Below are 14,730 nucleotides of genomic sequence, written 5' to 3' on the forward strand. Positions count from 1 at the left end.
ACAGTTCCAACAACATTTGAATTTACAGATATTGCAGGGATTGTAAAAGGAGCTAGCCGTGGAGAAGGTTTAGGAAATAAATTCTTAAGCCATATTCGTCAAGTAGATGCGATTTGCCAAGTTGTTCGTTGCTTTGAAGATGAAAATATTACACACGTTGCTGGTAAAGTAGATCCAATTGCTGATATTGAAACGATTAATTTAGAATTAGTATTAGCAGACTTAGAATCAGTTGATAAACGAATTGCTCGTGTTGCTAAAATTGCTAAAACAAAAGATAAAGATGCAGTAGCTGAATTAGCAGTATTAGAAAAAATTAAACCAGTACTAGAAGACGGTCAATTAGCACGTACGATTGAATTTACAGATGAAGAATTACCAATTGTGAAAGGTTTATTCTTATTAACAACAAAACCGATGTTATATATCGCTAATATTTCAGAAGATGATGTAGCAGAAGGTGGACATAATCAATATGTTCAATTAGTAGAAGACTATGCTGCAAAAGAAGATGCAGAAGTAGTAGTCATCTGTGCACGTGTAGAAGAAGAAGTTGCAGAATTAGAAGAAGAAGAAAAACAAGTTTTCTTAGAAGAAATGGGAATTGAAACTTCAGGTTTAGATGTATTAATTCAAAAAGCTTACCATTTATTAGGATTAGCAACTTACTTTACTGCAGGAGAACAAGAAGTTCGTGCTTGGACTTTCCGTAGAGGAATGAAAGCTCCACAATGTGCGGGAATTATTCACTCTGATTTTGAAAGAGGATTTATTCGTGCGGAAACAGTAGCTTATGCAGACTTATTAGAATTTGGTAGTATGGGTGCTGCAAAAGAAAATGGAAAAGTTCGTCAAGAAGGAAAAGAGTATGTCGTACAAGATGGCGATGTTATGCTTTTCAGATTTAATGTATAAGATCTTATCTTGTGGAGGGTTTAATGATGACAGAAAATCAAACTGAAGTAAAAACAGTAGACGTTGCTACATTACGTAGTCAATTAACGAAAAAAAATGAACAATATGTATTACAATTAGAGCGTTCATTAAAAGAAGCTCAAGTCTCTAAATCGAAAATTAGTTCAACTTTAGAAGAAATGCTTCCCGTTTTAGTAGAAAAACAGAAAAAAGGCTTAACAGCTCGTCAATTATTTGGTACGGTAACACAACAAACTCAATCTGTATTGGAAGGACCAAAAAAAGATCCAACAGTTAAATCACCAAATTGGCAAATTGCAGTAGATGGAGGATTAATGGTTGGTGGATTCTTCGCATTAATTGCTGGAATTACGTTGTTCTTAAATCCAGAACAATCAGAAGCAATGGGCGTTATTTCCTTAATCATGAATTTTATTGCAGGTGGATTAGCATTATTAGCTCTTTCTAAAGTAACTCCAGATATTAATCAACCAAAAGGAAAACGTGGCTATATTCGCTATTTAGTGGTGAGCTCATTAGTCATGTTAGCATGGTTAGTGATTGTAATGGGAACACAATTATTAATTCCAACGAGCATTAACTATGTCTTCCCAGCCATCGTGTATTTATTTATCGGTTCAGGTTCCCTTGTTTTAAAATGGTATTTGAAAAAAACATTGGATATTCGAGGCGGTATTTTGTAAAGGATGTTGTTGTGGGCAGAGAAAAGAAAATTTTCTTGCCCACATTTATTATATAAGGGGGGAATAAGATGAAATCATTCCGAAAATTTATATATTGGTTTATGTTTTTGATGGTATCTCTATTCTTTTTCACTTCGAAAGTTGAAGCTAAAGGTAAAAGTTTAATCGTTAGTCAGTACAATATTGATGCAATTGTCAGTGCAAATGGTGATGTTCGATTTAAAGAAGAAATTACATTTCAAGCGAATGGAAGCTATAATGGCGTTTTTTATAATCTAGATTATTTCGGAGAAGAAGAGCCTAAAGATGTATCTGTTGCTTTTAAAACGAGTGATGGAGAAGTTGTTCCATTGGCGAAAAGAGATACAGGAAATAATAGTACTTATTATTCAGAAAATAGTGGAAAGGTATTGAAATTTAAAGTTTTCTTACCTTTTGCAAATGATTCTAGAACAGTTGTTTTTAATTATACAATTCCACATATGATTAAAAATTATCGCGATACTGCTGAATTAAATCGAAGAGTTGTGGGACAAAACTGGGAAATTAATCAAAAAAATATTCGTATTCATGTAAGCTTACCAGAAGCTGCTTCAAAAGAAACATTAAGAGCTTGGGGACATGGTGGAAGTGGTGGTAAAGTAGAAATTGACCCGGATTATAAAGGAGCTACTTTTACTGTAAAGAGAAATCAACCAGGAAATTTTGTAGAAACACATATGATTTTTCCAACACAAATCACAAAGGATAATCCTGTAACAGAAAATACGGATGCCTTCCAACGAATTGTAGAAACGGAAGAGAGTCTTGTACAACAACAAGCAGAAGAACAACAAGCGAAGTGGACGATTGTTGGTTTTGGAGCGATTATCAGTCTGATTTCAGTAGTATGGGCATGGTTGAAAGGATATTTAGAAAATAAAAAACGTCTAGCAAAAGTTCCATTTGTTCCAGAGCATTTATTTGAATTACCTCAAGATATGTCTCCTGCAGTAATGTCAGATGCCATTTATAATGGTGTAGATATGGATGATTTTAGTGCAACCGTGATGAATTTAGTTCGTAAAAAGGTCTTAACATTAACAAGTCATGAGCCATATATTTTAGAATTGAAAGATTCTTCGAAGCCTTTACTTCCTCATGAACAAATATTGTTAGAGATTTTATTTGAAAAAATTGCAAAAGGAAATCAATTAGATTTAGAGGATGTTCAAGACTATGCAGAGAATTGTCCTCAGAAATATGCAGATATGATGCAAGATTGGTTTGACCAAGTAGCGCAGGACGCTGAAGAATATAGTGCTTATCGTTTAGAAAAAGGTGAAAAAATTCCAAAAGCGATAGGAGCTCCTATTTTAGGATTATTAGGGATTGTTCTTAGTGTATTTGGGGCAACTAAGGATCTATTATCACTCATTATAGCTGTAGTAGTTAGTGTTATTCTCTATATCATCATTCTACGTTTAAGTTTAGTAGGAACTAAACAAAGAAGTCTTAAAGGTGAATATGAATATCGTCGTTGGGAAGCATTCCGTAAAATGTTAGTCGATATTTCTAGTTTAGATAGAGCTGATTTACCAAGTATTCAAATTTGGGATCATCTGCTCGTTTATGCGATTTCTTTAGGAGTTGCTGAACAAGTCATTGAAGTATTAGAAGAAAAATTCCCTGAATGGATTCAAGAAAGTGTATTCTATTCACCTACCTATGGCTGGCAAATGGCAATCTATCATGATGTTTTACAAGATACATTCTTTGATAGTTACAATTCAGCAATGGATGAAATTGGTTCAAATTCTGATTCACCAAATAGCGGTGGATTTGGAGGAGGATTTAGTGGCGGAAGTTCGTTTGGATCTGGTGGAGGATCCGGCGGTGGAGGTTTCTAATTTCCTCGTTATAAATAGATAAAAGGAGTAAATATGTTAAATGAAATGATGTTTCGACCAGTTGTAAAACCGGAAGTTGTCGAATATATGAGAAAAAGTCAACGTTTCTTTCCTGGTAAATTAGGAGAGCTAGAACAAATGGCGAATGATTTAGGAATTCCAATTATACCTCATGAAACAGCGGTATATTTAGATTTCTTATTAGGACTATATCGTCCAACTCACATTTTAGAAATAGGAACAGCGATTGGTTTTTCTGCTAGCTTAATGGCACAATACGTACCAAAAGGCGGTTCTGTGACAACGATTGACCGGTATGAATTGATGTATTCACGAGCAAAAGAAAATTTCAAAAAATTAGGCATTGATGATATTGTCACTCAAATTGAAGGGGATGCAGCACATGTGTTGCCAACATTAGAGCAACAATATGACTTTATTTTCATGGATAGTGCAAAAGCGAAGTATATTGAATTTTTCCCTCATTGTATGCGAGTATTAAAAACAGGTGGAGTACTTGTAGTTGATGATATTTTCCAAGGGGGAACAATTTTACAAGATGAAAGTGAAATTCCAAGAAAAGTTCGAAAAATTCATCGTCGTCTAAACTTATTTTTAGACTTTGTTCAAAAAGATGAAGCGTTGAAGTCTACTCTCGTTCCATTAGGAGATGGAATTATTATGATTCAAAAGTTAGAAGAAAAAGATTATCTTCCAATTGTTGAAGCTTTATTATAAAAATGAGACTCTTTCTTTTCTATGAAAGTAGAAAAGAAGGAGTTTTTTGTATTTTGTAAAAAGAAGAGGTGTCGCATAGAAAAAGAATATAAAAAATGGTAGAATAGATAAAAGAAATAGAACCCGAAAGGACTTAGAAATGAAATTACTAACAATAGCAGTTCCATGCTATAATTCACAAGAATATATGCATTACTGTATCCAATCATTAGTGACAGGTGGAGATTTAGTAGAAGTCTTAATTATTAATGATGGATCAACTGATGAAACGCAAAATATAGCAGAAAAATTTGAACAACAATATCCAGGCATCGTCCGTGCGATTTCTCAAGAAAATAAAGGTCATGGTGGTGCTGTAAATACAGGCATGCAACACGCAAGTGGGAAATATTTTAAAGTAGTAGATAGCGATGATTGGGTCGATGTTCGTGCTTATTTAAAAATTTTAGAACACTTACAACAATTAGAAGAAGCGCAAGAAGAAGTTGATGTTGTTATTACAAATTTTGTTTATGAAAATGATCAAGTAAGAAGAAAGAAAATTATGAGATATCAATCTTCGTTCCCAGAAAATAAAGTGTTCACTTGGGATGATGCAAAGCCACTCCGTAAAGGAAAATATATGATGATGCATTCTTTAATCTATCGACTAGATATCTTGAAACAATCAAAATTACAATTACCAGAACATACTTTTTATGTGGATAATTTATTTGTGTTTATTCCACTACAGTATTGTAAGAAATTGTATTATATCAATGTTGATTTTTATCGTTATTTCATTGGCCGAGAAGATCAATCGGTAAATGAACAAGTGATGATTCGTAGAATTGATCAACAAATAAGGGTAAATCAATTATTAATGGAAGCTTATCATAGTGAGTGGGAACTTCCAAAAGTTTTAAATGATTATTTATTGAATCATTTGGAAATTACAACATTGATTTCTTGTGCTTTACTCAATAAAGCTGGCACACCAGAGCATCAAGAGAAAAAGAAAGTTTTATTAGAAAAATTAAAAGAAAGTAATCCTCTTGTTTATCAAGAAATTCGTAAAAATGTTATTAGTAAAATTGCCATGAACGACAATGAACCTGCTAGACAAATGTCGAATTTAATTTATACAATTTCACAGAAAATATTTGGATTTAATTAAAAATAGGATAAATGACTTTTCCAGGAGTAGCACAAGCACTATGGAGAAGTCTTTTTGCTTTTGTAAAAAAAGTCGATAATGCTATCTTTAGTGAACTATGTTAGAATGAGATTAATGAATGTTAAGGAGAACAAATAGATGACATATGATTATTTAGTAGTCGGTGCAGGATTGTTTGGTGCAACTTTTGCGCGTGAAGCTGCTAATCGTGGATTTAAAGTAAAAGTAATTGAAAAACGTTCGCATATTGCAGGAAATATTTATACAAAAGAAGTGGAAGGAATTCAAGTTCATGAATATGGTGCGCATATTTTCCATACGAGTGATAAGAGAATTTGGGATTATGTACATCAATTTGCGACATTTAATCGTTATACCAATACACCTGTTGCGAACTTTAATGGAGAGATTTATAATTTACCGTTTAATATGAATACTTTTAATAAATTATGGGGAGTTGTAACTCCGCAAGAAGCAGCAGCTAAAATTGAGAAACAACGAGCAGTATTAAAAGGAAAAACACCAGAAAATTTGGAAGAACAAGCAATCTCTTTAGTAGGAGAAGATGTCTACTATAAATTAATCAAAGGATATACCGAAAAACAATGGGGACGTTCGGCTACAGAATTACCAGCCTTTATTATTCGTCGATTACCTGTTCGATATACGTATGACAATAATTATTTCAACGATACGTATCAAGGAATTCCAATTGGTGGATATACTCAAATGGTTGAAAACATGTTCAATCATGAAAATATTAAACTAGAACTAAACGTCGATTTCTTTGCGAAAAAAGAAGAGTATTTACAAAGCGGCGCTAAAATTATTTTCACAGGAATGATTGATGAGTTCTTTAATTATGAATTGGGAACTTTAGAATATCGTAGTTTACGCTTTGAAACAGAAGTGCTAGACACAGAAAACTTCCAAGGGAATGCGGTTGTAAATTATACGGATCGTGAAACTCCATATACTCGTATTATTGAACATAAACATTTTGAGTTTGGAACACATGAGAAGACAGTGATTACAAAAGAATACCCATCAGATTGGGAAAAAGGTCAAGAACCTTATTATCCAGTTAATAATCAACAAAATAATGATTTATATGCTAAATATAAAAAGCTAGCTCAAACAGTCCCTCAAGTAATTTTTGGAGGACGTTTAGGTCAATATCGTTATTATGATATGCACCAAGTGATTGCAGCAGCTTTAGAAGTAGTCAAACAAGAATTTAAAGAAAAATAATCAATAAGGAGGACGTTTTCAAGGACGCCTCCTTATTTGTTAGAAAATATGTGCTATTTAGTCAGTGTTAATGATTTTTGTATAATACGTATTGTTCATGAAAACGTTGGAATTATAGAGAATATATTTTCATCAGTTCCAAGAAATGAAAATATCGAATGAAACATGAAAGAAACTGTTGATTAGATTGAAATGAATTGTTATAATCGTTTCACAGTTGGTCTTTATCAATCTTATATGGAACAAAAACATATATATAATGATACTTTGATTGAGGCTAATTAAAGAGTGAAATAGTGATGATAAAAGAGGTAAAGTATAAGGAAATCCAACGTCTTATGGTGCCGTTTTTTCATTATTGATTCATTACAAAGAGCAAGTATTGAAAGCTCATTAATAAAAGATAGCGAACATATAGAAAATGATTTGTGAAATGTTTCTAAAAAGTTTCAACAGCTTTTATAAAGGGGTAAACAAAAAGAAAGAAGGGGTTATATGGAAGCTCAAGAAAAAATGACTGCAAAAGTCTTTATCAATAAAATCTTACAAGGAACTGCATTAGGGGTAATTATCGGTTTAATTCCAAACGCTGTATTATCTGCCATTTTAAAATATTTTAGTCAATATCCACTAGCAGTTCAAATCACACAAATCGCTGTGATTTTCCAATTAGCAACACCATTAATTATCGGTGCATTAATTGCTTTACAATTTGGTTTCAAACCAATGCCGATGATGGTTACAGCAGGAGCAAGTTTCGTTGCATCAGGTGTTGTAAAATTCAATCCAGAACTAGGAAAATATGTTGGAGCTGGTACTGGGGACTTAATTAATACAATGTTAACAGCTGCAATTGCGGTATTAGCATTAATGTGGATTAAAGATAAATTCGGTTCTACAGCTGTAGTTGCGATGCCAATCGTTGTCGGTGTAGGTGCTTCATTTATTGGATTACAATTATTACCATTCGTTGCTAAATTAACAGCAGGAATCGGAGCAATCATTAATGAATTTACTCATTTACAACCAATTTTAATGTCTATTTTAATTGTATGTTCATTTGCATTCTTAATTATTTCACCAATTTCAACAGTTGCGATTGGTTTAGCAATTCAATTAAATGGTGTGTCTGCAGGGGCTGCTGCGATGGGTGTTGCTGTTACAGCGGTAGTATTAGTGGTTCATTCATGGAAAGTAAATAATTCAGGAGTTACTTTAGCGATTGCTTTAGGAGCTATGAAATTAATGATGCCAAACTTATTTAAGTATCCAATTATTTTAGTACCTACTTTAACAACAGCAGTGATTTCTGCAATTCCAGTTGCCTTATTTAGTGTCAGTGGTACTCCTCAATCTGCAGGTTTCGGTTTAGTAGGTTTAGTAGGACCATTAGCTTCTATCGATGCAGGATTAAGTGTTGCTTTAGCAGTTGTTGCATGGTTAGTTGTACCGATTATTGCAGCATTAGCGACTAAATTTGTATATGAAAATGTATTAAAATTATACGATTCTAATGTTGTATTTAAATTCCAACAATAATATGAATTGATTAAAAGAACTGGGCTTTAAGCTCAGTTTTTTTTATTTGTGAAAACTATTAGCTAGCATGAAATTAAAAACTCATTTATAATAAGTATATGATGGCAAAAGGAGAAAAAATATGCGTATTCAACAATTAGTTTATTTAGAAAAAATTGCAGAAAAAGGATCCATTAATGAAGCCGCAAAAGATTTATTTTTAACGCAACCAAGTCTATCAAATGCCATGAAAGATTTAGAGCAAGAAATGAATATTCAATTATTATTTCGGCATAAAAATGGAGTGTCTTTAACAGAAGAAGGGCGAGAGTTTTTAGTATATGCTAGGCAAATATTGGATCAAGTCAATTTGATGGAAGAAAAATATAAACGTAAAACAAAACGGAAACGGGATTTCTCAGTTTCAGCTCAGCACTATGCGTTTGTCGTTCATGCGTTCGTTGCATTAATACGACAAGAAGCTGGGGATGAATATCAATTTACGTTAAGAGAAACAGAAACTCAAAATATTTTAGAAGATTTAATGAAATTCAAAAGTGAGTTAGGAATTTTATATTTAAATAATTTTAACCGTCAAGTAATGAAAAAATTATTTAAAGAGAAAAATTTAGAATTTACACCACTTTTCACAGCGAAACCTCACGTATTTATTAGTAGAGAAAATCCATTGGCAGCTCAAACTAGTATTACTCTAGAAGAGTTAGAAGATTATCCATATTTATCTTATGAACAAGGGGAAGAGAATTCTTTCTATTTTGCTGAAGAAATTTTAAGTACAATGGAACATAAGAAGAGTATTAAGGTAAGTGACCGTGCGACGATTTTTAATTTAATGGTCGGATTAAATGGTTATACGATTAGTTCAGGAATTATTAGTAGTGAACTAAATGATGATAAAATTGTGGCAATTCCATTAGCCGTTGAAGATGAATTAGAAATTGGCTATTTAAAACATCATCAAATGGAATTATCACCGGTAGCACATATCTTTTTAGAACTATTAATTACTCATATTCGTGGATATGGATTTGAAGTAGCAACAGTATTAGAATAAATATAAAAACAAGTAAAAGGAGAATAATAATATGAGTTGGCAAGATATTGCATTAAAATGGGAAAAGTTTGAAGGATTAGAAGATTATTTAAAAACACAATTAGAAAACTTTTCTGAAAAAGAAAAAGAAGAAGCGTTCTATGCTCCATTAGAATTTGGAACAGCAGGAATGCGTGGAATTGTTGGCCCAGGGATTAACCGTATGAATATTTATACAGTTCGTCAAGCAACAGAAGGGTTAGCGCGATTAATTGAAACATATGGAGAAGAAGCAAAAAAACGTGGGGTTGCAATCGCTCATGATTCACGTCATTTTTCTCCTGAATTTGCATTAGAATCTGCAAAAGTTTTAGTAAAACATGGAATTAAAGCTTATGTATTTGAAGATTTAAGACCAACACCTGAATTGTCTTATGCGGTACGTCACTTGCATACATTTGCAGGAATTATGATTACAGCTAGTCATAATCCAGCTGCGTATAATGGATATAAAGTATATGGTGAAGATGGTGGACAAATGCCTCCAAAAGATGCAGATGCCCTAACAGAATATGTACGCCAAGTTGAAAATCCATTAGCAGTAGATGTAGTAACAAAAGAAGAATTAGAACAATCCGCATTATTTGAATGGATTGGAGAAGCCGTAGATGCTGCTTACTTGGAAGAAATTAAATCAGTTTCAGTAAATCCAGCCTTATTATCTAATACAAAAGATTTATCGGTTGTTTATACTCCATTACACGGAACAGGCTTAATGTTAACAAAACGTGCTTTAGATCAAGCAGGTTTTACAGGATTACAAATTGTATCTGAACAAGCTGTGCCAGACGGAGACTTTACAACGGTAAAATCTCCTAACCCTGAAGAAGCGGGTGCATTTGAATATGCGATTCGTTTAGGAGAAGAAACAAAAGCAGATGTCTTATTAGCAACAGACCCAGATGCAGATAGAATGGGTGCTGCCGTTCGTCAACCAGATGGTACTTACCAAGTCATTACTGGAAACCAAATTGCAGCAATTTTATTAGATTATTTATTATTTGCTCATCAAAAAGCAGGAACATTACCAACGAATGCCGCTGCTGTAAAATCAATAGTATCTAGTGAATTACCAACAGTCATTGCAGAACATTATGGTGCGAAAATGGTCAATGTATTAACTGGATTCAAATTTATTGCAGAACAAATTAAAAACTACGAAGAAACAAATGCTCATACATTTATGTTTGGTTTTGAAGAAAGTTATGGATATTTAGTTCAGCCATTTGTTCGTGATAAAGATGCGATTCAAGCAGTGTTGTTATTAACAGAAGTAGCAGCTCACTTCAAGAGTGAAGGTAAAACATTGTATGATGGTCTTCAAGCTTTATATGAAAAATATGGTTATTTCTTAGAAAAAACTATTTCTGTAACGGTTCAAGGATTAGAAGGCCCTGCTAAAATTAAAGCTTTATTAGATGGATTACGTAAAGAAGTTCCTTCTAACTTTGGAGGCATTAAAGTAGCTGTAGCACAAGATTTCGCAGTGAACCAACAGGTAGATTCACAAGGGGTTACTTCTGAAATTGGCTTACCAACTTCAAATGTATTGAAATATATTTTAGAAGATGGTTCATGGATTGCAGTAAGACCTAGTGGTACAGAGCCTAAAATTAAGTTCTACATGGGTGTAAAAGCTGCCACTCAAGAGGAAGCACAAGAAAAACTAGTTAAATTCCAAAAAGATTTGGATGCTTACATTTAAGATTAGATGAATCATATTAGACTTCTCAGAAGTAGTAAAGGAAAATAGCCGTAATGGTGTCTCATTCCTAATGCTACATAGAGAAGTCTTTTTTTGTTAGGGACTCGGTTTTTGCTTCAAAAAGAAAATTTTAGGATTTTTTCCAAAAAACTCTTGCTACTTTGTGATGAGAGGAGTAAACTAATAGTAGGAATAAAACATTGATAAATAAAGAAACTACATAAAAAAGTTTATTCATTTTGAAGGTATTTAAGTGTGGAAATGATGGTTGAAAAAGGGGCTAGGCAACTAGCCCCTTTTGCCGTAAAAAAAGAGTTTGGAAAGTTTGTACAAACAATGAAAACTGGTGTACAATGAATGTAACTACAATGAAAAGAGGGGTATGGAACCATGAAATTCCGTTATCATGATGATAGTTTAACACTACATACTGACTTGTATCAAATTAATATGATGAAGACTTATTGGGAAACAGGTCTTCATGAGAAAAAAGCGATTTTTGAAGCTTATTTTAGAAAGTTACCGTTTGAAAATGGATATGCGATTTTTGCTGGTTTAGAACGTTTAGTTCACTATATTGAAGATTTAACATTTAGTACTACAGACTTAGAGTATTTAAGAAGTTTAGAGATTTATCCAGAAGAATTTTTAGATTTTTTAAAAAACTTTAAATTTAAAGGAAATATTCATTCTGCTGTTGAAGGAGAACTAGTATTTGCAAATGAACCATTAGTTCAAGTGGAAGGAACTCTTGCAGAATGCCAATTAATTGAAACAGCTTTATTAAATATTATTAATTTTCAAACATTGATTGCCACAAAAGCTTCACGTATTCGAACAGTAGCAGGAGATGATCCAGTATTAGAATTTGGAACAAGACGAGCGCAAGAATTAGATGCAGCGCTTTGGGGAACAAGAGCAGCATATATTGGGGGATGTAATGCGACAAGTAATGTTCGAGCTGGAAAAATGTTTGGAATTCCGGTTTCAGGAACTCATGCGCATTCTCTAGTCCAAGCGTATCGTGACGATTATGAAGCATTTAAGGCTTATGCTTCTACTCATCGTGATTGCGTATTTTTAGTCGACACGTATGATATTTTACGTTCAGGTGTCCCAAATGCGATTCGTGTAGCGAAGGAATTCGGAGATAAAATTAATTTCTTAGGCGTTCGTATTGATAGTGGGGACATGGCGTATATGTCGAAAAAAGTTCGTCAACAATTAGATGATGCAGGCTTTACGGAAGCTAAAATTTATGCTTCAAGTGATTTAGACGAAAAAACAGTTCTAAACTTAAAAATGCAAGGTGCTAAAATTGATGTTTGGGGAATCGGAACACGATTAATTACAGCTTATGATCAACCAGCGTTAGGCTGTGTTTATAAATTAGTAGCAATTGAAGATGAACATGGTGAAATGGTTCCAACGGTGAAAATTTCTAATAATGCTGAAAAAGTTTCAACACCAGGTAAAAAACAAGTATGGCGTATTACACGCAAGAGTGATGGAAAATCTGAAGGGGACTATATTGCATTATGGCATGAACGTCCAGATGAATTAGAAGAGTTGTATATGTTCCATCCAGTTTACACATACATTAATAAAACAGTGACGGATTTTGATGCTCGTCCAATTTTACAATCGATTTTTGAACAAGGGAAATTAGTCTATACATTACCTTCATTAAAAGAAATTAAAGCGTATAAAGATGAACGAGTAGAAGCGTTATGGGATGAATATAAGCGTATCTTAAACCCAGAACAATACCCAGTCGACTTATCTACAGAAACCTATCAACAAAAATTAGCAAGTATTGAAGCTATTCGTGCAGAAGTAAAAGACAAAATGAACCGTTTAAGCTAATTCGATAGAAAAGGAAGAAATCATGAGACCATTACAACAACAAATTATTGAAACGTTAAAAGTACAACCGAAAATTGATGTTCAAAAAGAAGTTAAAAGAACAATTCAATTTTTGAAAGAGTATTTAGTCAAATATCCTTTTTTAAAAGGCTATGTATTAGGCATTAGTGGTGGACAAGATTCTACTTTAGCTGGGAAATTAACTCAGTTAGCTATTGATGAATTGAACCAAGAATATCCAGAAAAAGATTATCACTTTTATGCTGTTCGTCTGCCTTATGGAATTCAAGCGGACGAACAAGATGCAGTGGATGCCATTGAATTTATGCAAGCGTCAGATGTACTGAGAGTGGATATTAAACCAGCGGTGGATGCTTCTACGAATAGTATTGCAAGCTTAGGATTGCCGATTAGTGATTTTAATAAAGGAAATATTAAAGCAAGAGAGCGTATGATTGCACAATATGCAATTGCAGGTCAAACAGGTTGTGCGGTAATCGGTACGGATCATGCAGCGGAATCCGTAACAGGGTTCTATACAAAATTCGGTGATGGTGGAGCAGATATTTTACCATTATGGCGCTTAAATAAACGACAAGGACGTCAGTTATTAGAATATTTAGGAGCACCAGAACATTTATATTTAAAACAACCAACAGCAGATTTAGAAGAAGAACGTCCATCTCTTCCAGATGAAGTAGCTTTAGGCGTGACTTATGAAGTAATCGATGACTATCTTGAAGGAAAAGAAGTTTCAGAAAAAGATGCTCAAACCATTGAAAGTTGGTACATCAAATCAGAACATAAACGTCATTTACCAATTACAATTTATGATGATTTTTGGAAATAATTAAACAATAAAACTCTATTAGACAGGGGGATTCCGAGTCTAATAGAGTTTTTTGTATGTTGCATTATTGTTCTAAAGGTTGTCCTGTTTTATTCAGTTGAGTAACCTTTGAAAAGAAATCTTCTCTCAAACGAATAATTAATTCGTTTTGGAACGTCTTTTCTAGATGATCTAGAGTTGCGAAGATATGTTTAGCAAGTTCTAAACCATAGACATCATTTTGACGAAGGAAATTACAGGAACGTTCCATAGAAAGAGCAATAAATTGCGTCAATTTCATGCTTAGTTCTGGAAAAGCATTCATCACTTCGAGTGTTTCTTTTGCTAATTTTTCTGCTTTATCATAATGACCTTGGATAGAGTAGTTTTTAACTCCTGCTCGTAGAGCGGAGAGATAGTATTCAGAAGCACGAGTGTAATGGTATTCCGTTTGTTTTTTTAAAACATCTAGTAAATGATAAAGTCGGTAATCTAAAAAATCAATCGAAAAATGGGAAATGATAGCAGAAAATACATTCACCTCAACATAGTTCCAGTATTCAACTTTAGTAAGATAAGCTTTGATATATTCCAATTCTTCATAGTCTTTTGGTGTTAAAAGAGAGTCTCCAACAATAGAGGCAATTCCAAATTTACTAACAACACGATTGGCAATAATGAAGTGTTCTGCAATACCGGAATCTTCCAAAGGTTGGTTTAGAAGATCTAGGGCCTTTTTATATTCTCGTTTGGATACTAAATTAGCTACTTCAACTTGACGTTTATGAAATTCTGAAGGAAACATTTGAGCTCTAATTTTATCAAAAATCTCTTTATCAATTCCGACATTGTCAATGATTTCTTCGAATTTTTGAATGGTAATACGGGATTTTCCTTGTTCAAATTGTCTTAAAAAGTGTGGAGTAACAGTTGTTCCTGCAGCTTCTTTTTGAGTAATTCCTCTATCTTCACGAATTTTTTTAAAAACTAGCCCATAAATACTTTCATCGTTCATACTTATTCCTCCTATATGTATGCGTTATTT

Annotated in this window: 12 protein-coding genes; 11 read left to right on the plus strand and 1 reads right to left on the minus strand. The window is 33.2% G+C overall.

The genetic code is table 11. The features are described from left to right. From ychF to nadE, 11 genes are all read left to right on the plus strand, one after another. Nucleotides 1-915: redox-regulated ATPase YchF (gene ychF / locus RWM24_RS05955; protein WP_314112480.1), on the plus strand; the 915-nt coding region annotated here is incomplete at its 5' end. Nucleotides 916-941: 26 nt separating this feature from the next. Then, complete coding sequence (locus RWM24_RS05960; RefSeq protein WP_314112482.1) at nucleotides 942-1,619, plus strand: DUF1129 family protein; 678 nt, start codon at nucleotides 942-944, stop codon at nucleotides 1,617-1,619. A gap of 68 nt (nucleotides 1,620-1,687) precedes the next feature. After that, on the plus strand, nucleotides 1,688-3,508 hold the full coding sequence (locus RWM24_RS05965) for a DUF2207 domain-containing protein (protein WP_314112483.1): 1,821 nt from the start codon (nucleotides 1,688-1,690) through the stop codon (nucleotides 3,506-3,508). 33 nt (nucleotides 3,509-3,541) lie between these two features. Continuing rightward, nucleotides 3,542-4,246, plus strand: a complete 705-nt coding sequence (locus RWM24_RS05970) for an O-methyltransferase (RefSeq protein WP_314112485.1) — start codon at nucleotides 3,542-3,544, stop codon at nucleotides 4,244-4,246. Nucleotides 4,247-4,385: 139 nt separating this feature from the next. Beyond that, nucleotides 4,386-5,402: a glycosyltransferase family A protein gene (locus RWM24_RS05975; RefSeq protein WP_314112487.1), complete on the plus strand. Its 1,017-nt coding sequence runs from the start codon at nucleotides 4,386-4,388 to the stop codon at nucleotides 5,400-5,402. Nucleotides 5,403-5,540: 138 nt separating this feature from the next. Then, nucleotides 5,541-6,653 (plus strand): UDP-galactopyranose mutase, encoded by a 1,113-nt coding sequence (gene glf, locus RWM24_RS05980; protein ID WP_314112489.1) that lies wholly within the window; start codon nucleotides 5,541-5,543, stop codon nucleotides 6,651-6,653. A gap of 495 nt (nucleotides 6,654-7,148) precedes the next feature. Continuing rightward, nucleotides 7,149-8,192: a PTS sugar transporter subunit IIC gene (locus RWM24_RS05985; RefSeq protein ID WP_314112491.1), complete on the plus strand. Its 1,044-nt coding sequence runs from the start codon at nucleotides 7,149-7,151 to the stop codon at nucleotides 8,190-8,192. Between the two features lie 121 nt (nucleotides 8,193-8,313). Then, entirely contained in the window at nucleotides 8,314-9,246 is a 933-nt protein-coding gene (locus RWM24_RS05990; protein WP_314112493.1) for a LysR family transcriptional regulator, read from the plus strand. 31 nt (nucleotides 9,247-9,277) lie between these two features. Beyond that, entirely contained in the window at nucleotides 9,278-10,990 is a 1,713-nt protein-coding gene (locus tag RWM24_RS05995; RefSeq protein WP_314112495.1) for a phospho-sugar mutase, read from the plus strand. A 390-nt stretch (nucleotides 10,991-11,380) separates the two neighbouring features. Continuing rightward, nucleotides 11,381-12,856 carry a nicotinate phosphoribosyltransferase gene (locus RWM24_RS06000; RefSeq protein WP_314112496.1) on the plus strand — a complete coding sequence of 492 codons (1,476 nt, stop codon included), beginning with the start codon at nucleotides 11,381-11,383 and terminating at the stop codon, nucleotides 12,854-12,856. Between the two features lie 22 nt (nucleotides 12,857-12,878). Beyond that, nucleotides 12,879-13,706, plus strand: coding sequence for an ammonia-dependent NAD(+) synthetase (nadE, locus tag RWM24_RS06005; protein WP_314112498.1), 828 nt, complete (start codon nucleotides 12,879-12,881; stop codon nucleotides 13,704-13,706). A gap of 64 nt (nucleotides 13,707-13,770) precedes the next feature. On the opposite strand, the gene RWM24_RS06010 is transcribed toward nadE, so the two are convergent. Beyond that, nucleotides 13,771-14,700: an XRE family transcriptional regulator gene (locus RWM24_RS06010; protein WP_314112500.1), complete on the minus strand. Its 930-nt coding sequence runs from the start codon at nucleotides 14,698-14,700 to the stop codon at nucleotides 13,771-13,773. Nucleotides 14,701-14,730 lie beyond the last annotated feature (30 nt).

Source organism: uncultured Granulicatella sp. (assembly GCF_963516875.1).
Taxonomy (GTDB): domain Bacteria; phylum Bacillota; class Bacilli; order Lactobacillales; family Aerococcaceae; genus Granulicatella.

Excerpts from the sequence above, each read along its gene's own strand:
- RWM24_RS05960 (WP_314112482.1), top strand. The coding sequence starts at position 942 with ATGACAGAAAATCAAACTGAAGTAAAAACAGTAGACGTTGCTACATTA.
- RWM24_RS05965 (WP_314112483.1), top strand. The coding sequence starts at position 1,688 with ATGAAATCATTCCGAAAATTTATATATTGGTTTATGTTTTTGATGGTA.
- RWM24_RS05970 (WP_314112485.1), top strand. The coding sequence starts at position 3,542 with ATGTTAAATGAAATGATGTTTCGACCAGTTGTAAAACCGGAAGTTGTC.
- RWM24_RS05975 (WP_314112487.1), top strand. The coding sequence starts at position 4,386 with ATGAAATTACTAACAATAGCAGTTCCATGCTATAATTCACAAGAATAT.
- glf (WP_314112489.1), top strand. The coding sequence starts at position 5,541 with ATGACATATGATTATTTAGTAGTCGGTGCAGGATTGTTTGGTGCAACT.
- RWM24_RS05985 (WP_314112491.1), top strand. The coding sequence starts at position 7,149 with ATGGAAGCTCAAGAAAAAATGACTGCAAAAGTCTTTATCAATAAAATC.
- RWM24_RS05990 (WP_314112493.1), top strand. The coding sequence starts at position 8,314 with ATGCGTATTCAACAATTAGTTTATTTAGAAAAAATTGCAGAAAAAGGA.
- RWM24_RS05995 (WP_314112495.1), top strand. The coding sequence starts at position 9,278 with ATGAGTTGGCAAGATATTGCATTAAAATGGGAAAAGTTTGAAGGATTA.
- RWM24_RS06000 (WP_314112496.1), top strand. The coding sequence starts at position 11,381 with ATGAAATTCCGTTATCATGATGATAGTTTAACACTACATACTGACTTG.
- nadE (WP_314112498.1), top strand. The coding sequence starts at position 12,879 with ATGAGACCATTACAACAACAAATTATTGAAACGTTAAAAGTACAACCG.
- RWM24_RS06010 (WP_314112500.1), bottom strand. The coding sequence starts at position 14,700 with ATGAACGATGAAAGTATTTATGGGCTAGTTTTTAAAAAAATTCGTGAA.